17 protein-coding genes are annotated in these 17347 nt (G+C 46.3%); 3 read left to right on the forward strand and 14 right to left on the reverse strand.

Features of this window, described 5'->3' with window-relative positions; all coding sequences use genetic code 11:
* Positions 1 to 41: 41 nt before the first annotated feature.
* From IGI89_RS04420 to flgB, 11 genes are all read right to left on the reverse strand, one after another.
* Positions 42 to 404, reverse strand: coding sequence for a hypothetical protein (locus tag IGI89_RS04420; protein ID WP_005232787.1), 363 nt, complete (start codon positions 402 to 404; stop codon positions 42 to 44).
* Positions 401 to 832, reverse strand: coding sequence for a flagellar hook capping FlgD N-terminal domain-containing protein (locus IGI89_RS04425; RefSeq protein ID WP_003129052.1), 432 nt, complete (start codon positions 830 to 832; stop codon positions 401 to 403). The genes IGI89_RS04420 and IGI89_RS04425 overlap by 4 nt, the downstream gene beginning before the upstream one ends.
* A gap of 12 nt (positions 833 to 844) precedes the next feature.
* Positions 845 to 2182 carry a flagellar hook-length control protein FliK gene (locus IGI89_RS04430; protein WP_438735365.1) on the reverse strand — a complete coding sequence of 446 codons (1338 nt, stop codon included), beginning with the start codon at positions 2180 to 2182 and terminating at the stop codon, positions 845 to 847.
* A 64-nt stretch (positions 2183 to 2246) separates the two neighbouring features.
* On the reverse strand, positions 2247 to 2666 hold the full coding sequence (fliJ, locus tag IGI89_RS04435) for a flagellar export protein FliJ (RefSeq protein WP_005232789.1): 420 nt from the start codon (positions 2664 to 2666) through the stop codon (positions 2247 to 2249).
* A gap of 22 nt (positions 2667 to 2688) precedes the next feature.
* Entirely contained in the window at positions 2689 to 4041 is a 1353-nt protein-coding gene (fliI, locus tag IGI89_RS04440) for a flagellar protein export ATPase FliI (protein ID WP_438735366.1), read from the reverse strand.
* On the reverse strand, positions 4038 to 4796 hold the full coding sequence (locus tag IGI89_RS04445; protein ID WP_005232791.1) for a hypothetical protein: 759 nt from the start codon (positions 4794 to 4796) through the stop codon (positions 4038 to 4040). Before IGI89_RS04445 ends, fliI begins: the two co-directional genes overlap by 4 nt.
* Positions 4780 to 5784 carry a flagellar motor switch protein FliG gene (fliG, locus tag IGI89_RS04450; protein ID WP_005226586.1) on the reverse strand — a complete coding sequence of 335 codons (1005 nt, stop codon included), beginning with the start codon at positions 5782 to 5784 and terminating at the stop codon, positions 4780 to 4782. The genes IGI89_RS04445 and fliG overlap by 17 nt, the downstream gene beginning before the upstream one ends.
* Before the next feature lie 10 nt (positions 5785 to 5794).
* On the reverse strand, positions 5795 to 7417 hold the full coding sequence (gene fliF, locus IGI89_RS04455) for a flagellar basal-body MS-ring/collar protein FliF (RefSeq protein WP_438735844.1): 1623 nt from the start codon (positions 7415 to 7417) through the stop codon (positions 5795 to 5797).
* A gap of 27 nt (positions 7418 to 7444) precedes the next feature.
* Entirely contained in the window at positions 7445 to 7768 is a 324-nt protein-coding gene (fliE, locus tag IGI89_RS04460; protein ID WP_005232801.1) for a flagellar hook-basal body complex protein FliE, read from the reverse strand.
* 7 nt (positions 7769 to 7775) lie between these two features.
* Positions 7776 to 8192, reverse strand: a complete 417-nt coding sequence (gene flgC, locus IGI89_RS04465; protein WP_005232807.1) for a flagellar basal body rod protein FlgC — start codon at positions 8190 to 8192, stop codon at positions 7776 to 7778.
* A 21-nt stretch (positions 8193 to 8213) separates the two neighbouring features.
* On the reverse strand, positions 8214 to 8576 hold the full coding sequence (gene flgB / locus IGI89_RS04470; protein WP_438735367.1) for a flagellar basal body rod protein FlgB: 363 nt from the start codon (positions 8574 to 8576) through the stop codon (positions 8214 to 8216).
* A gap of 617 nt (positions 8577 to 9193) precedes the next feature.
* Between flgB and motA the strand changes: the two genes are divergently transcribed.
* Both motA and IGI89_RS04480 read left to right on the forward strand, forming a co-directional pair.
* Entirely contained in the window at positions 9194 to 9958 is a 765-nt protein-coding gene (motA, locus tag IGI89_RS04475) for a flagellar motor stator protein MotA (protein ID WP_005232810.1), read from the forward strand.
* 13 nt (positions 9959 to 9971) lie between these two features.
* Positions 9972 to 10736, forward strand: a complete 765-nt coding sequence (locus IGI89_RS04480; RefSeq protein ID WP_008376629.1) for an OmpA/MotB family protein — start codon at positions 9972 to 9974, stop codon at positions 10734 to 10736.
* A gap of 147 nt (positions 10737 to 10883) precedes the next feature.
* Here IGI89_RS04480 and IGI89_RS04485 read toward each other — a convergent pair whose 3' ends face one another.
* Positions 10884 to 12929 (reverse strand): methyl-accepting chemotaxis protein, encoded by a 2046-nt coding sequence (locus IGI89_RS04485; RefSeq protein ID WP_438735368.1) that lies wholly within the window; start codon positions 12927 to 12929, stop codon positions 10884 to 10886.
* Positions 12930 to 13212: 283 nt separating this feature from the next.
* Positions 13213 to 14022: an aldo/keto reductase family protein gene (locus IGI89_RS04490; RefSeq protein ID WP_438735369.1), complete on the reverse strand. Its 810-nt coding sequence runs from the start codon at positions 14020 to 14022 to the stop codon at positions 13213 to 13215.
* A gap of 172 nt (positions 14023 to 14194) precedes the next feature.
* On the opposite strand from IGI89_RS04490, the gene IGI89_RS04495 reads away from it, so the two are divergent.
* On the forward strand, positions 14195 to 14587 hold the full coding sequence (locus IGI89_RS04495) for a YbaN family protein (RefSeq protein WP_086293551.1): 393 nt from the start codon (positions 14195 to 14197) through the stop codon (positions 14585 to 14587).
* Positions 14588 to 14669: 82 nt separating this feature from the next.
* On the opposite strand, the gene ppdK is transcribed toward IGI89_RS04495, so the two are convergent.
* Positions 14670 to 17303, reverse strand: a complete 2634-nt coding sequence (gene ppdK, locus IGI89_RS04500; RefSeq protein WP_429960317.1) for a pyruvate, phosphate dikinase — start codon at positions 17301 to 17303, stop codon at positions 14670 to 14672.
* Between the last annotated feature and the right edge of the window lie 44 nt (positions 17304 to 17347).

Here is a 17347-nt window from a genome sequence, read left to right on the forward strand (position 1 = left end):
GTCATTCAGAAAATACTTGCAGCCCCTTTTCAGTCCAGCTGCTATTTGATAAATGTGGCGCTGTCAATATTGGTGACGGTGTGAAGCTCATTCATCCCCATCGCCGTAATGATGGTTCGTGAATGGACATCGGCGATCAAGCCCATATCTTTGTAAACAAGCAGTGATTCTTTGCTGCCTTTTTCCGCTAGCTCGCTAAGCGCCGTTGAAAGGGATTGGTAATCATCGTCTTGTAAGGTCAATTCCCTTGCGGTCAAACGCTTTTGCGCATGGTGCGAGACTTTGATGTCGTTTTGTTTTTGTTCAAGCATTGAAGAGAAGGCTTGTTTGTCCACGGCTTTGCGGGGATTTTGATAAGGCTCCCCAGCAACTTTTTGCAGCCCCTGTTGAATCGTCAAACTCATTTTGCTTCGCCGCCAATCTCTTGGATCGCACTCATACTGTATTCTTTGCCATTTACGACGATCGTGGCGTAGCCATTGGCAAAGCGGACCTTTTCGATGGTTCCTGACAATGTTTCTGTGCCGTCCATCAGAGTGACTTGTTTATTGATCAAGCTAAAAGCTTGCTGCTGTTGCTGTAAAATCACCGAGGTCGTCAACGTTTCGCTCAATTCATTCAAGCTCTCTAAGGTCGTAAATTGAACCAGTTGCGAGATATAGTCGGTGCTACCACCACCAGAAGAATCGCTGCCTCCCATCGATGGGTTGCTCATAGATGCTGCTAAGATCTTCAAAAAATCATCCATGGAGATATCTGAAGATTTTTTTGTTTGCGTTAATGCCGATGTATTGGCAATACCGGCCGCAGCTGCTGTAATTTCATCTGCCATAGGTCTCCTCCTTTACACTAAAATACTGATCGCATGATCGATCGGTGCTAATTGCTGCTCTTCTTCAACCGTATTGCTTTGATGAAATGGCTTTTTGCTTTGTCCTTTTTGAGCCTGTAAAAAACGCTGTTGGTTTAACTGACTGTCACTTGCCATCATACTGCCGGCAAAGGATTGATTTGACAGCGGACCAGCCTGCTGGACAGAAGCTAATGTAGGTTCTTTGATCGCTAGGATCGGCTGCTCTTGCTTTTGCAAAACTTGCTCTAGCTCATGCTTGATGGACAGCAATAATTCTTTGGCTTGCGGCTGCTGAACGGTCAGTTCTAAGCGGCTGCCTTGGGCATTCGTTTCTAGAGAAAGCTGGATCGTGCCTAATTTCTCGGGAACGAATTGCAACGTGATTTTTTTCTCGCTTGACGTGCTGCTCGTTTGGACGAGTTGGGCAGTCGCTTTTGCTAAGGGCAGAGCCGCTTGCTCCATACTCGCTTTTGTCGGCGCTAGTCCTTGCTTGCTCAAAAGGGGAGAAACATCAAGCAGTTGCAGTGCTGGTGTCGCCATTTCATTGTCGGTTACTGCCGAAAAAGCAATGGCTTGTGCAGAAACAGCTTCCGTATTTTTGGCGACTGTTTCCTTCGTGCTTTGCAAGGTGCTAGTCGTATCCGTCGCTTGGTGGGTCACTGGCGACACTTGATCCAATGGTCCCGTTTGGCCCAATTGAGCGGTCCCTTCGGTGGACTGTTTCAGCTGTGCTTCTGTCGTCTGCGCAATCGCGGATTTTGTTACTGAATCGATTTCCTTGAAAGTCGCGATCCCTTTTGCCGTGGACTGCTCTTCGCCTACTAAGTTTTCTGGCAAAGGCGTTTCAAGCGTTGGTGCTGCGGCTTCACTTCTGTCATTTGTCATCAAATACAGACCTTCAAGCGTAGACTCGGAGGGGTCGATGACTGTGGTGGCTACGTCTATTGGTGCTAAAGCTGCTGTGGCGCTCGTTTGGTTCTGCTCCGTCGTTACCATTGATGCCTGTGCCGCTTCCTGAACCAAGCCTGCAAAAGGTGTCTGGCTGATCTGGCTCATTCCTGGCGCTTGCGTCGTTGCAGATTGTTCAGCTGCTGAAGTGATTTCTGACTCCTGCGGCAGATGTTCCATACTGCTGGCCGTACCCATTTCTGGTGCGGCGGCGATTTGCTCCGTCATCCCTGATGTTTCGATAGGGGCTGGCAGGTTGCTGCCTGCTTGAACTGTCAGCTGTCGCATCATCAAACTGAAGACCTCTGGTGACGCCTCCATCTTTTTTGATTTGCTACCGACAGGTACAGCGGTTGCGGCACTTGTTGTGATCTCTTTCATTGTTCACCTCCTCTCAGCTGATGCTTTAAAACCAAGGTCATCTCATCACTAAAACATTAGTTCTTTAAGAAAATAAGGCGCGATTGCCGAACTCATCCAATTGTTTTTGCTCTTCCAATTGCTGTTCATAGGTGTATTCAGCAAATTGTTTTTCTCGCAGTTTTTCCACGATCTTGCGTTCCTGCTGCGCTTCTACCACTACCGATAAAGACTCTGCCAATTCTTGCTTCACGTGAAACATTTTGTTCTGAACCTCATCGATGGTGGCATTCAAAGCAAGCAAATAGCGTTGCTGCACTTGCATCCGCCCAATGGTCATTTCATTGACATCAAAAAGCTGGGCTTTTTCCTGTGCCAGCGTGTTCAGGTGCTGTTCTTGCTGAATCAACAATTGCTGTTTTTGGGCGTACGCTCGTTTGGCTTCTTGCTCAATGGTTTTTCGGTGATCCAATACTTTTTCTAAGGAAAAGTGAAATGCTTGCATGTTTGCTCCTTTATCATCTGTTTTACATGGTCGAACGCTGGCGCTCGATCAGCGCTTCTTCACTGAACAAATGCGCCAATTCAAAAATCGTTTGTTCAAATGGGATCCGCTCATCCACTTTTTGCTGTAAAAACCTTAGGATGGGGTGATGCAACGCGAGCGCTTGGTCGGTCAACGCATTACTGCCGCTTTTGTAAGCACCGATATCGATCAAATCCTTGGCCTCTGCATAAACGGCCATGTTTTCTTTTAGTTCCCCCGCATGTTCATGCTGTTCCTCAGAAACGAGGGTCTTCATCAAACGGCTGAGGCTGTTTTGAATATCGATGGCAGGATAATGGTTTTGAGCGGCGATTTTCCGTGACAACAGAATATGACCGTCAAGAATTCCACGCACCGCATCAGCGATCGGTTCATTCATGTCATCACCTTCTACCAAGACGGTATAAAAGGCAGTGATCGAGCCTTTGTCAGACATCCCACTGCGCTCTAACAACTTCGGTAAAGCTGTAAACACAGAAGGGGTATAGCCTTTGGTCGTCGGTGGTTCACCTGTTGATAAACCGATCTCCCGCTGCGCCATCGCAAAACGGGTCACCGAATCCATCATCAATACGACTTTCTTGCCTTGATCGCGGTAATACTCAGCGATCGCCGTTGCCACATGAGCCCCTTTTAGTCGTACAAGGGGTGGCATATCGGAGGTAGCACAGACAACGACCGACTTGCGGTAGCCTTCTGGGCCTAGATCATTTTCAATAAATTCTTTGACTTCTCGTCCTCGCTCGCCGATCAAGCCGATCACGATGACATCTGCTTCGCAATAACGAGCCAGCATCCCCAATAAGGTACTCTTACCGACCCCGCTGCCAGCAAAAATGCCGATCCGTTGGCCAAGGCCGACGGTCAAAAGACCATCGATCGCCCGGACACCTGTCGGCATGATCTCAGCGATTTTTTGACGACGAAAGGGGTCAGGAGAATCTTGACTAACTGGATATTCTGACGCAGTTTCCAGATCCAGCGCCATATCTAACGGTCGCCCTAGTCCATCTAAGGTGTGCCCTAGCAGCGTATCATCGATTTTTACCGTCAACGATTTGCCAGTTGGCCGCACTAAACAGCCCGGTCCGATGCCTTCTAGCTGATCAAGGGGCATCAGGAGCACGGTTTTTTTCACAAAGCCCACGACTTCGGCTAAAGCTGTATGTGTCTTGTTTTGCAGTGCGACTTCACAGATTTCTCCTATGAAAACCGCCAACCCTTCGACTTTGATCAGCAGACCTACGACTTCGCTGACTTTGCCGTAAGTGGTAAAGAACGGCTGTGCTTGCGCTGTTTTGCGCAGCGCTGTGATCGGTAATTCAAACGTCATTCCTTCACACTGCTTTCTAAAAATTGGCTCAAAAAGCGAGCGATTTCTTCCCTCAGTTCAAAAACCACCAAGGCATTTTCAGATTCGATACAAAAATCGTGTTCCGCCAAGCCGTCATCTGCCATGAGTAAATAGCGAAACCCGCTGATCGTCTGTTTTTTGGTTTCCAACAATTCTCGCAACCCTGCAAGATGCTGCTCTTGGCTGCGAATAGTCACAAATTGATCGGGTTGTTCAAATTGCCATAGCACAGACTCCACAAAAGGCAGGAAGCCTGCTTGCTCGTCTGTAAAACGTTGATTGATCAAGGCTTCGGCGATTGCCGTGCCGTAAGCGATCATTTCTTGCTTTTTCTCTGAGCGAAAGGTGTTGATTTCAGAAACGGCTTCAGCGACATTGGCTTGGGCTTGTGTCATCAATGCTTGCGCGGCTTCTTTGCTGGCATTGAGTCCTTCTTGATAGCCTTGTTGAAAGCCGTCTGCTTGTCCTGCTTGAAAGCCTTCCGTTCTCGCTTCTGCTAGAATTTGCGCCGCTTGCGCTTGTGCATCGGTCAAGATTTGCTGTTTCAAGGCTTCCATTTGCTGCAGATGCCGTTCCTGCTCCAACTGGCGTGCACGTCTAGCCGCTTGCAGTTCTGGGTCTAAGCTCGGTTTCTCAATCGGCGCTTTGATGGTCGTATCCGTCAAAATACTGCGAGCAGCTTCAGTCGTTTTGACCGCCTGCTGCTTCAATAAACTGCTATTTGACCACTGCATCTTGGTCGCCCCTTCCGATGTAGATCTCACCGGTTTCATCTAGCCGTCGAATCACAGCCACCACACTTTGTTGGGCTTCTTCTACAGCAGACAAGCGGGTAGGACCCATAAATTGAATTTCTTCTTGCAGATTTTCCACCGCCCGTGATGAGAGGTTGGAGAAAATAAAGTTCTTGATGTCGTCGGTCGTGCCTTTAAGCGCTAAGACTAAGACATCGTTTTGAACATCTCGCAAGACTTTTTGAACATCCAAGCGATCGAGGGTCACGATATCCTCGAAAGTAAACAAGCTTGATTTCACTTCGTTGGATAGTTCCGGTTGCCGCTTTTCCAAGTCGTTCAAAATGTTCTTTTCAGTACTGCGGCTGACTGAGTTCAAGATTTCTACCAGTGTATGCACACCACCGACATTTTCCGTATCGTTCTCAATGTAATTCGAGAATTTGTTCTCGATCACTTTTTCAATCCGTTCGATCACCAAAGGCGACGTACTGGAGATCGTCCCGATCCGTTCAGCGATCTCCACTTGCAAATGATCGGGAAACTGTGACAAGACGCTGGCCGCTTTGTCCGGCTGCATGTAGCACAAAATCAACGCTACCGTTTGTGGATGTTCGCCGATCAACAGATTGGTCAACTGTTGAACATCGGCTTTGCGAGCGATATTAAAGGGCCGTTCCCGCAGCTGAATCTGAGTCAATACGTCAATGACTTCTTTGGCTTTTTGAGGGCCTAATGCTTGGTTCAGCAAATTTTTGGCATAATCGATCCCGCCGTCTAAGACATATTTGCGGGCCGTTGCGGTATGAGAAAATTCCTCCAACACTTGATCCCGCTCTTCGGGACTGACAAAGTCGATGTTGGCGATCTCATAGCTCACTTTTTGTATAAATGATTCTGGCAGCAGCTTCATGATCTTTGCAGAGGTATCTGATCCTAGAGAAATCAGAAGAATCGCTGCTTTTTTTACCCCGTCTATTGTATCCATGGCTGCCCCCTTATTTTTCTTTCATCCAAGCTTTGATCAATTCCGCCGCTACTTCAGGATTGCTTTCGGCATAATTTCTAGCCGTTTGATCCAATGTTGGTTCTCCTGTATGTTCTGCTGTGGCTTCTTGTGTGGATGCTTCTGGCACCGCTGGTTTCGTTTCAGCAGACCGGTTACCGACACCGCCAAAAACGACTTCTTGTGCAACCGGGTTACTCGCTCCGATGCTAGCAGCGGATGGTTGTGCAAAAGTGACCATTTCATCCGTCACATCCACTTCCAACTCGTCTTCTTTGCGTCGGCGTCGGATCACGCCAACGATCATTAAGATCACCAATAACAAGGTCAACACGATACCGCCGATGATGGCATACTTGACATAACCTTTGGCAGCTGCAATCTGTTCATTCCCTTGAGGATCAGCGGCTGGATCAACCTCTGCTTGGGCAAAGTCAAACCCTTGGATCGCAATTTGATCGCCACGATCATTGTCATAGCCGACGGCGCTAGCAATCAACTGCTGCAATTCTGCTTGATCCGCTTGCGAAAGGTTCGCATTGATCACGATTGAGCTGGTCATTCGTTCGATCATGCCAGGAGCCGTAATGGTCGTAGTGGTCTCGGTATCCAATTCATTTTCAACGGAGCGACTGTAGGAATTGTTCCCCTCTCCGTCCGTGCCCGTCACATTGGAGACATTGTCATCCACAGTCCCTGTTTGGGCTTCTTGGACGGTCCCTTGCGAACCAGCAGCCTGCACTGTTTCACTCTTGATCTCTGGGTCATCATAAGTGACTTTCTTCCGCTCGATCGAATCAAAATTCAAGTCTAAATTGATCGACACTTGGAATTTGTCTGCACCATAGATCGGTGTCAGCAACTTCGCTACTTTTTCTTCTAGCGTTTTTTCATAGGAATCTTTGATGGCAATGTATTTATTGTTTAAGCCACTTAATTGACTGGCTTCATCTTCGGTTCTAGTCAACGTATTGCCCGCGCTATCAACGACTTTTACATTTTCAGGCTTCAGCTTTTCCACTGCGCCGGAAGTCAAGGTAACGATCCCTTGCACGGACTCGTCTGAGATTTGCTGATTTTTCAAGGACAACACGATAGAGGCCGTCGGCGCACTTTCCTCCGAAGAAAAGACACTTTCTTCTGGCATCACGAGTAAAACTTTGGCGGATTTGACCGCATCGATCGACTCGATTGCTCGCTGTAGTTCGCCCGTTACTGCCCGCTGATACATGATTTTGCGGTCTTCATCCGTTGTCATCATGTTGGCATCATCAAATAATTCAAAGCCTGTACTGGTATTTGGTAACTTATTGTCCACGGCAAGATTGATGCGGTATTCATCGACTTGGTCCTTATCGATCAAAATAGTCGTCCCATTGTCGGCTAATTTGTAGGCGATCTGCTGTTCATCCAAATCCTTGCTGATCGTTCCCGCATCGACATCGCTTAGATCCGTAAACAAGATACCGTATTCAATTCGCGTATTTAAATAATAAACAGCTGCTGTGATTCCGAGAACGCTGATAACGGAAAGAACAACGATCATTTTCTTTAAAGAGCTTTGCATTTGCCAACGGTCTTTGAGTTGTTCTGTCCATTCTTTCACTTTATCCATCATTTATTCTTATTCCCTCACCCACTGCTAAAACTGCATATTTTTCACGTCATTGTAAGCTTCTAAACACTTGTTTCGTACTTGAACGGCTGTTTGTAGCGCCAATTGCGCCTCCGTCATGCGAATCATCACATTGCCTAGATCGCTTTCATCGCCGGTGATCAAATTGACAGTATCTTGATCCATGACCGCCGTTTTTTGATTCAACTGATCGACCGCATTGGTCAAGTAGGAAGAAAACTGGTTTTCCTTGGTGCCCACAACACTAGTCTCGTTTGAAGCAGCCCCCGTGCCTAGTGTCCGCAAAACGTTTTGGTAGTCTGTTAATCCTGTCGTTAAAAGTCCATCCATTTTCTCGTTACCCCTTTGATATTTCTAATGCTTTTTTCAAGATTGTTTTATTCATTTCTGAAGCAGAAACATTGGCTTCGTACGTTCGAACCGCTTGCAACATTGCCACCATTTCATCGGCAATATCCACATTTGATTGACCGACATATCCCTCAGCGTTGGCAGCGGGATTGGTAGGATCATAGGTCAGTTTTTCCGTCTCATCGGCAGCGATCCCCGTCACTTTGACACCGTATGTAGCAGGTGTTCCTTCACGACTATTTTTTAAATTTTCTGAAAAAAGAATACTCTTTTTTTGATAAGCCGCGGTTGTTTGTGTTTGATTTGTATTTACATTTGCGATATTGCTGGAGATCGTATCTAGTTTTAACCGTTCCAATGCTAGACCGCTCGCGTTGATCGTTAGTCCGTTAAATATACCCATTTGTTTTTCCTGCGCTTTCTATCAATTACTCAAGACAAGGTTCATCATTTGCAAGCGTCCGTTGACTTGTGCGGTCAATGCACTGTAATACAACCCATTGGCTGCTTGATCCAACATCTCTACCTCAAGATCCACGTTATTGCCGTTGTCTTTGATACTGGTAGTTGCATTTTCAGTGATTTTCGGTTTTACTTGAGAAACTGACGCTTCTGTTACAGCGTCGGTCCCTGACAAAGCGAGTGCCTGCTTTAATTCGCTTTCAAACACGATGCGTTTTGCTTTGTACCCATCCGTGTTGACATTAGCGATATTAGACGAAATCAATTCTGCGCGTTGTGCAGAAACGTTCATAGCTGTTTTTAATAAATCATAGGTATCCAACAATAATTGCTCCTTCCACCTTCTGTACCAAACGTTTTTTTCATCGATGGAACAGAAACAAATATATTTATTTATTTTTTTGTTATAGATTAAAAAAACAAGAAGACGTGATGTCATTATAGTAGAATTATTTTTATTTTACAATTTGATTTTTGCAACTTTACGGATATGACATTTAAGTTACAGACGTGTTATGTTATTTGTTAAACACTGTTTCATCGCAATTTCGTCCCCAGTTATAAAAAGCAAACGATCGATATAAAGCGTTTTACAAGCATATCTATGCCTTTTGATCAAAATCAGTTTTTTGATAAAAAAACAAGTATTATTCGAAAAATTGATTAAAAAATTTTCATTTGTGCCTGTTGACATGACAAACCCTGAGAAACGCTTCACGAAAAAAAACGGTACCATCTATAAATATTCACAAAAATTGCAAGCTGTACCATTTCAACAATTTGACGAAACTTGTCAAAAAAAGAACAAAAAAAGGAGAAACAGAAAATTTATTTTAGTTATTTTTTGGATTATTTTTTTTTGCTATTAAGAATGATTTTAATTCACCGATAAAATAAATGAGGGTTTAAAACCTGGAAATAGAATTTAGGAGGACGCAACAAATGGATTTTTTCTTGCTGATCGGTATTATTTTAGGATTGATATCTGTGGTGGTTGGGATGATTGTAAAAGGTGCCAATGTGGCCGTTTTGATCAATCCGGCAGCCGCGATCATCATTTTCGTCGGTGTGATCGCAGCCGTTATCAATTCATTTCCCAGCAGTGATATCAAAAAAATCCCGAAGATCTTCGGCGTTCTGCTGAAAAATAAAGAATACGACTTAAAAACAACCATCAATACCATCGTTGAATTAGCTAACCAAGCTCGGCGCGATGGCCTACTATCTCTTGAAGGTGCTATCCAAAACTTAGAAGATCCTTTTTTAAAAAAGGGCTTGGAAATGGTGGTGGATGGCATCGCTGCCGAACAGATCCAAGAAATCATGGAAAATGAGATCTATGGGATCGAAGAACGGCATCGCATCGGCTCGGCTATTTTTAAAACCGCCGGCACGAGTTCCCCGACCTTAGGGGTGTTAGGAGCCGTGATCGGGCTGATAGGGGCGCTAGGCAATTTAGAGGATGTAGAAGCACTGGGTCATATGATCTCGGCGGCTTTTGTGGCGACCCTTTATGGTATTTTCTTCGGTTATGTGCTGTTCATTCCTTTTAGCTCACGATTAACTTTGAAATCGGAGCAAGAAGTCCAAATGATGTCGATCATCGTGGAAGGGGTCTTAGCGATCCAAGCCGGACAATCGCCGAAAAGTATTGAGAAAAAATTATACAGCTTGATCGATCCGAAAAAACGGCAAGAACAATTATAAAGGGTGAAGCGACATGAAGCGAAAAAAGAAACATGAAGAACATGTAGACGAAGCGTGGCTTTTGCCTTACTCGGATATGTTGACCTTGCTGCTGGCCTTATTCATCGTCATGTTTGCCATGGCGAAAGTCGATGATGAGAAGTTTCAAGAAATCCGAAGCGAATTCGGCACCATCCTTTCCAGCCACCACAGCAACGCCTCCGTCATCGGGTCAGTGATCGATATGGGCGAGACCACGCCGCGAAAAAAAGCCGCCACTTCTGCCGAAGCACAAGCGCAAGAAGCAGCGGTCCGGACCCAACTGGAAAATCAGCAGTTAGAAAAAATCAGTGACCAGCTATCTCAAGAACTCGCCGCTTCTGGCTTAAAAGACCAGACAGAAGTCCGCTTGGAATCCGATGGCTTGCATATCACGCTAGCCAGCAGCATCTTGTTTGCCTCTGGTAGCGCCGAGATCACGGACACCACTCGTCAGTCACTGGATCTACTATCGGACTCACTGAAAAAACTAAAAGCCAACAAAATCGTGATCGCCGGGCATACCGATAACGTACCGGAAAAAGGCAATGGCCGCTACCAATCTAACTGGGATCTTAGTTCCGCTCGTGCGATTACCGTTATGGAATACTTCATCAGCAAAGGCGCCGTTTTAGAAAAAAATGCTGCCATCCAAGCCTTTGCCGATACCGAACCGAAAGCCGATAACAACACCCCACAAGGCCGCTCGGAAAACCGCCGCGTGGAGATGATCATCCAGCGGACCGAAACGACACAATAGCCCATAATAAGGTTTTATAAATATCATTATGAAAAGCCAAGATGAGCAACATTCGTCTTGGTTTTTTTTGTAGTCTCCTCCTCAACAAACAAAAATCACTCATCAGCCATTCTTGCGAATAGCTGATGAGTGATTTTTTTGCTTGATTTATTTCTCCACTTCAAAACGATTGGTCAATCGCTTCAACTCTTCTGCAATGTCTCTGAGGTCGGCCACATGGTTGGTAAATTCATCCATGGTTGCCAAGACTTCTTCTGCATTTGCGGAAACTTCTTGTGTGCCAGCGGCATTTTCTTCCGTTGATGCGGAAATGTTTTCTAAGTTTTCCAGTACACTGTTTTGAATATTTTCGATACGAGCACTGGCTGCTTCAATATGATGGATGCCTTCGATCATATAGCTACTGCGTTGGAAAACTTCTTTTGAAGATGAGATCGCTTCTTTGATCAAGTTGGTTTGGCGAACGCCGCCTTTGACAGACGCCGACGTTTGTTTGACCATTTGACTAGACTGCTCACGAATTTCTTCAATGATCGCTTCGATCTCTTTGGTAGAAGCTTTGCTTTGTTCCGCCAATTTACGGATCTCAGCAGCCACGACGGCAAAGCCTTTGCCAGACTCGCCAGCACTTGCGGCTTCGATTGATGCATTCAAGGCTAGCAAGTTGGTTTGGTAAGAAATATCGTTGATGACCCCAATGATCGAGTTGATATTTTGGATACTATCATTCATTCCCGTCATATTCGACATCAAGCGCTCCATCTGTGCCAACTCTTGTCGCCAACTGTCATCGACTTGATCCATGATCGTTAAGTTTTCTTGATTGATCTTCGTAGATTCTTGCGACTTGCTGCTCATGCCGCCAACATTTTCTCGTAATTCTTTCACGACCTGCGAGAGGTTTTGCATTTGTGACACGCTGTATTCTGTTTCTTGGGCTTGAGCACCGGTCACTTCAGCAATCCCCGTAATGGTTTGAGAGACTTCTTCTGTCGCAATATTGGTTTGTTTTGACAATTCTAATAAAGAATCCGACATTCCTGCGACACTATTGCTTTCTTTTTGTACTTTTTGGATCAATGCACCCGTGCCTTCGATCATCACATTGTAATTGTCCGCCATTTGCTGGATCTCATTGCCTGCTTTGTCTGGATATACAACTCGGCGTGCCAGTTGATCCCATGTCCATTTTTCGCCTTTGGCTCGTTTGGTTTTGCTCATCTTCTCTAGTTTGCCTTCACCGACTTTTCTAAAGTAACGATTGAAGCAATCGATGATCGCAGCGACTACTTTGATCGCGGCATACGAAACCAGTCCTACAAAGAGCAGCATCAAGATAGTAACGATAATGGTGGTACGGACTAACGCCCCTAACTCTTTGTCTAGATCACTAGCTTTGACTTCGGAGTACGCCCAAACATTGGAATCAGCAGACTTGTCATACAACACATCACTGACTTTATTCGAGTCGCCTAAGCCAACCATGCCTGTCGGATCTTTGGCGTCTTTGATTTTTTGGAACACTTCTTCTTCTTTGATATTCTTACCGATTTGCTTGGTATTTTTTGAGGTCACGATGACCCCAGATTCTGAAACTAAGGTGACATTCCCAGTCCGCCCTACGGTAAAGGAAGACAAGATGTTTTGAATGCTTTCATAGGAAACATCGACGCTTAAAACCCCCACCTGATTATGGGAATTTTTGACCCGGATCGAAGCCGACGTCACAAATTGATTCGACACCGTATCTAAATAAGGTGCTGTCCAATACACTTCTCCTTCGGCTTTCACGGCCCCTTTGTACCACGGCCGAATTGTAGGCTTGTAATCATCCGGTAAGGGATTGAAGGTCACATACTCATCATCTTCTGTCCCAAAAGTTACTGCTAAGAAGCTGTTGCTCCCAGCAATCGCTAAAGAAAGATCTGAACGGATACGTCCCATGCTGAATTCTGTTTTCATCGCTGGCAGTTCAGCCATTGATTTCAATTTGCTTTCCGTCGATCGGCGCAAACTCTTTTCTTCCGCCAAGATCAAATTGACGGCACTTTCTTTGTTCAAATCATTTCGTTCAATCAATAAGTTCTTGGTGGTTAAATAGGAACTTGTCAGCATGACAATGATCGGGATCCCCGCAACCAGCATCAAGGTGATCATCACATAAATTCCTATCGTCTTTTTTCTTTTTTTCACAACTGTGCCACTCCTTCATTTCCAATTTCACACGATCCACTGAAGACTCGTCCGTAGACGACCCTTAGTAAGGATAATCGGTCATTTCTTTGAATATTTAAGAGGATTCATTGTCAGAAACGGCTGCAAGCGTATTTTCTTTTTTGCTAAGGCTTACAGTTGCTGTTGTAACGAATAGAAAAGCTCCTCAGTCATCAAGGAGCGTTGCGACTGCATAAAAATAGCCAGTACGGAAGTTTCCGCACTGGCTGTAGGGTCCCTTTAATAGGACCGCTTCTATTGCCTATAATTCTTTGATGACGGCTTTTTCTTCCGCCGTCAAAGCGAAATCAAAGAGCGCTAAATTTTCGGCTTGATGTTTTTCTGAATGGGATTTCGGAATCACGATCACCCCACGCTCGATTTGGTAACGCAAGACCACTTGGCTCCAGGTTTTTTGATACGCTTCACCGATTTGGGTCAAGGTTTCCCGTGCCGCTTCCGAAATCCGGGAAAGCGGACCCCAGGCTTCTGGAACTACCTGATTGTCTAAGGAATACGAGATGATCGCATCATTCCACTTGCCTGGATGCGATTCGATCTGATTGACCGCTGGTTTGATCCGACTGTTTGCCAATAAATAGCTGAGTTCTTCTTCTTGGAAATTGGACACCCCGATCGCTTTTAAGACTCCTTTATCGACATAAGCCTCAAGAACCGCCCAGACAGCGGCGATCTCTGCCAAGTTGTCCCACGGATGATGGATCAAATAAAGATCGATCGATTCCGTCTGCAAGGCTGCTAAACTCGCTTCGACAGACGCTTTCACGGCAGCTGCATCTTGCGTATGCTCTGGTTTGCCAGGAATCTTAGAAGTCAGGAAAAATTCGCTGCGGTCAATCCCGCTTTCCTTGATGGCTTTGCCAACCACGGCTTCGTTGCGGTAAGAAATCGCCGTATCAAAATGCCGATACCCAAGCTTGATGGCAGTCAATAGCTCTATCGTATCATCATTGATCGCACCTTGGTATTCTCGGTTTTCTTTCCCAAATGTATTCGTCCCGCTGCCGATCACTGGAATCTGAATGCCGGTATTCAATTCAATCGTTTCCATGCTGCTTCCCCCTTTGTGTTGTTTCTAGTCTATCAAAAAAGCAGGAGTAAGGGGAAGAAAAACTCTTATTGCCGCTAAAAAACGGGGAAAAGCACAAAACGCATGTTCAAGCAGCCCCTCCTCCGTTATACTGAGGGTAAGATACGAAACACCCAAATAAGGAGGGTTACTTTTGAAAAAAACACTGTTTTTTCTTTGTGGATCACTGACATTCGGTTTAGGTACTTTAGGAATATTTTTGCCTTTCTTACCTACAACCGTCTTTTACTTGCTGACGGCTTATTTCTGGCTGCGGAGTTCCGATACCTATTATCAACGCTTGGTTCAATCAGAAAATTATCAAAAATACATTGAAAAACCACTCGTACAAAAACAGCTGAGCACCAAAGGAATGCTCCGGATGTTTGCCATGATGCTGATAGTTTTTGCAATTCCTGCACTATTGATCTCCAATCTGCTGGTACGTTTCGTCCTCGCTGCCATCTACCTCGCCCATGTCATTGGGATCACTTGGTATTTAAAAGGACGCAAACCTGCGATCCAAAAAACGGATCAGCCCCTGTAAGTACGACGCTAAACGAGCACGCCGTAATCCACCAAGCAAGTGAACCTTGCTAGTGGACTGCGGTGTATTTTTTTCTCCTATTTTAGCGGGTGCTCACTGACGCCTCTTCGATAATGGGGGCTGATTGGGCGATCGCTAACCAAGCAGCAGGGATCCGGTATGGGGAACAAGAAACATAGTCGATGCCGATCTCTCGCAAAAATGCAATAGAATAGGGATCGCTGCCGACTTCGCCACAAACACCGATCGAGTGCTCTGGCTGACGATCTCTTACGCCGGCGATCGCTTGACGCATCAACGCGCCAACACCTACCTGATCTAAGTGCTGGTAAGGATCTTCTTGTAAGATCCCCGACTGCAAATAGGCTTGAATAAAGCTGCCGGCATCATCCCGCGAAAAGCCAAAGGTCATTTGGGTCAAGTCATTGGTACCAAAACTAAAGAACGCCGCCTCTTCAGCACACTCCCCAGCAATCAAGCACGCTCTAGGCGTCTCGATCATCATCCCGATCTCGATGTGCAACGGTTGCTGAAGGGTTGCTTCTGCTTGAGCGATCACCTGTGTCAACGTCTCTTTCAACACCTGCAGCTCTGCGGGCAAACTGATCAGGGGCAATAAGATCGCCGCCTCTACCTCGACTCCTTGCTGCCGCAACTCCACAGCCGCTTCACAAATCGCCGCTGTTTGCATTTCATAAATTTCTGGATAGCTGAGTCCTAAACGGCTGCCGCGATGCCCCATCATAGGATTGACCTCTTGCAGTTCGTCAATTCGCCGCTCGATCACTGCCAATGATTTTTTACTGCGGCGGGCCATCTCAAGGCGTTCATGCTCATGGGGCAAGAATTCATGGAGTGGTGGATCTAATAAACGAATCGTGCATTTCTTTCCTTGCGCGGCCTGCAGCATTTCTTGGAAATCGGCTTTTTGATAAGCCTTGATCTCAGCCAAAGCCGCCAATCGTTCCGCCTTCGTTTCTGCCAAGATGACTTCCCGCATTTTCCACAAACGCGCTTCCCCAAAAAACATATGCTCCGTCCGTGCTAAGCCGATGCCCGCTGCACCAAAGGCCAGCGCAGCCTCAATGTCATTTTTCGTTTCCGCATTTGCGTAAACCTTTAGATCTGCCTGGGCTTGTGCCCACGTCAAAAGCTGATCCAGCAAAACCCGCTCCTGTACACTGGTCATAGGCAGCTGCCCTTGATACAGTTTGCCAGTGCTGCCGTCTACGGAAAGTACGTCACCTTCTTCAATCAGCAGCTCGCCGCAGCGGGCCTGTTTCAAAAATGCATCGACACTTAATGCCTCGCACCCTACCACACAGCAGACCCCCAGACCACGGGCGACCACCGCCGCATGAGAAGTCATCCCCCCACGAGCGGTAATGATCGCTTCACTCACCACCATGCCTTCAATATCTTCAGGTGAGGTTTCCTGCCGCAGCAGCAGGACTTTTTCTCCTGTGCGGCTGGCTTTTTCCGCCGCCTCTGCAGTGAAATAGACATGTCCTGAAGCTGCCCCTGGACTAGCCGGCAAGCCCTGCGCAAAAGCTTCGGCTTGCTGCAAGGCTTCGGGGGCAAATAACGGGTGCAACAATTGATCGATCATTTCTGGTGTGATTCGGTCTAAGGCTTGCCTGATGGTGATCCGACCTTCTGCGACCATATCCGTTGCAATTTGCGCTGCCGCAGCGGCGGTTCGTTTGCCGTTTCTTGTTTGCAAGACAAACAACTGGCCGTCATCGATGGTAAATTCAATGTCTTGCATGTCTTGATAGTGATCCTCCAACCCCTCAGCCAGTTGCTTTAGTTCCTGATAAATCACAGGATGTTGTTGCGCCAACGCTTGGATCGGTTGTGGTGTACGAATGCCAGCAACCACATCTTCCCCTTGAGCACACACTAGAAATTCGCCGAAAAGTCCCGGTTCCCCGGTTGCTGGATTGCGGGTGAAGGCGACACCCGTCCCACTATTTATCCCGCTGTTGCCAAAAACCATTTCTTGAATCGTTACGGCAGTCCCTAGATCGTCAGGGATCCGATGGAGGGAACGGTAGGTCTTAGCCCGTGGGTTGTTCCATGAGCGAAAAACTGCCGTGATGGCTGCCAATAATTGCTGAAACGGGTCTTGGGGAAACGCTTCTTGGGTATGTTCCATATAAATACTTTGAAACACGCGGCAGATCATTTGCCAGTCATTGCCGGTCATCATTTGGTCTGACACATAATTCTGCCGTTTCTTATAATCTGTCAAATAGGCTTCAAAGTGTTCTTTTGCTACACCTTTCACCACATCCCCATACATCTGGATCAAACGGCGGTAACAATCATAAGCAAAGACGGGGTCCCCCGTCTGCTGAGCCAATCCTTGGACGGTTTCATCATTCAACCCAAGATTTAAAATCGTATCCATCATCCCTGGCATGGAAAACTTGGCACCACTGCGGACAGAAACCAATAACGGCGACTGCAGTCCGCCAAATGTTTTGTTCCTGCGGACTGCCAATTCTTCGATGGCAGCTTTGACTTGCTTGATGATCGCCTCAGGAAGAACCTGTTCTTCTAAATAGGTCAGGCAAATGGTGGCCGGGACGATAAATCCTTGAGGAACAGGCAAACCCAAATTGGTCATCTCCGCAAGATTTGCCCCTTTCCCGCCTAATAATGCTTTTTGCTCTTTCGTGCCTTCTGAAAACCATACGACTGCTTTTTCCATCATGTTCCTCCTTTTAAATGTTGTATACTATTTCGATTAATTAG

Source organism: Enterococcus sp. AZ141 (genome assembly GCF_051714385.1).
GTDB lineage: Bacteria > Bacillota > Bacilli > Lactobacillales > Enterococcaceae > Enterococcus_D > Enterococcus_D entomosocium.

Coding starts and splice junctions, on each gene's coding strand:
- IGI89_RS04420 (WP_005232787.1), bottom strand. CDS start 404: ATGAGTTTGACGATTCAACAGGGGCTGCAAAAAGTTGCTGGGGAGCCT.
- IGI89_RS04425 (WP_003129052.1), bottom strand. CDS start 832: ATGGCAGATGAAATTACAGCAGCTGCGGCCGGTATTGCCAATACATCG.
- IGI89_RS04430 (WP_438735365.1), bottom strand. CDS start 2,182: ATGAAAGAGATCACAACAAGTGCCGCAACCGCTGTACCTGTCGGTAGC.
- fliJ (WP_005232789.1), bottom strand. CDS start 2,666: ATGCAAGCATTTCACTTTTCCTTAGAAAAAGTATTGGATCACCGAAAA.
- fliI (WP_438735366.1), bottom strand. CDS start 4,041: ATGACGTTTGAATTACCGATCACAGCGCTGCGCAAAACAGCGCAAGCA.
- IGI89_RS04445 (WP_005232791.1), bottom strand. CDS start 4,796: ATGCAGTGGTCAAATAGCAGTTTATTGAAGCAGCAGGCGGTCAAAACG.
- fliG (WP_005226586.1), bottom strand. CDS start 5,784: ATGGATACAATAGACGGGGTAAAAAAAGCAGCGATTCTTCTGATTTCT.
- fliF (WP_438735844.1), bottom strand. CDS start 7,417: ATGGATAAAGTGAAAGAATGGACAGAACAACTCAAAGACCGTTGGCAA.
- fliE (WP_005232801.1), bottom strand. CDS start 7,768: ATGGATGGACTTTTAACGACAGGATTAACAGACTACCAAAACGTTTTG.
- flgC (WP_005232807.1), bottom strand. CDS start 8,192: ATGGGTATATTTAACGGACTAACGATCAACGCGAGCGGTCTAGCATTG.
- motA (WP_005232810.1), top strand. CDS start 9,194: ATGGATTTTTTCTTGCTGATCGGTATTATTTTAGGATTGATATCTGTG.
- IGI89_RS04480 (WP_008376629.1), top strand. CDS start 9,972: ATGAAGCGAAAAAAGAAACATGAAGAACATGTAGACGAAGCGTGGCTT.
- IGI89_RS04490 (WP_438735369.1), bottom strand. CDS start 14,022: ATGGAAACGATTGAATTGAATACCGGCATTCAGATTCCAGTGATCGGC.
- ppdK (WP_429960317.1), bottom strand. CDS start 17,303: ATGGAAAAAGCAGTCGTATGGTTTTCAGAAGGCACGAAAGAGCAAAAA.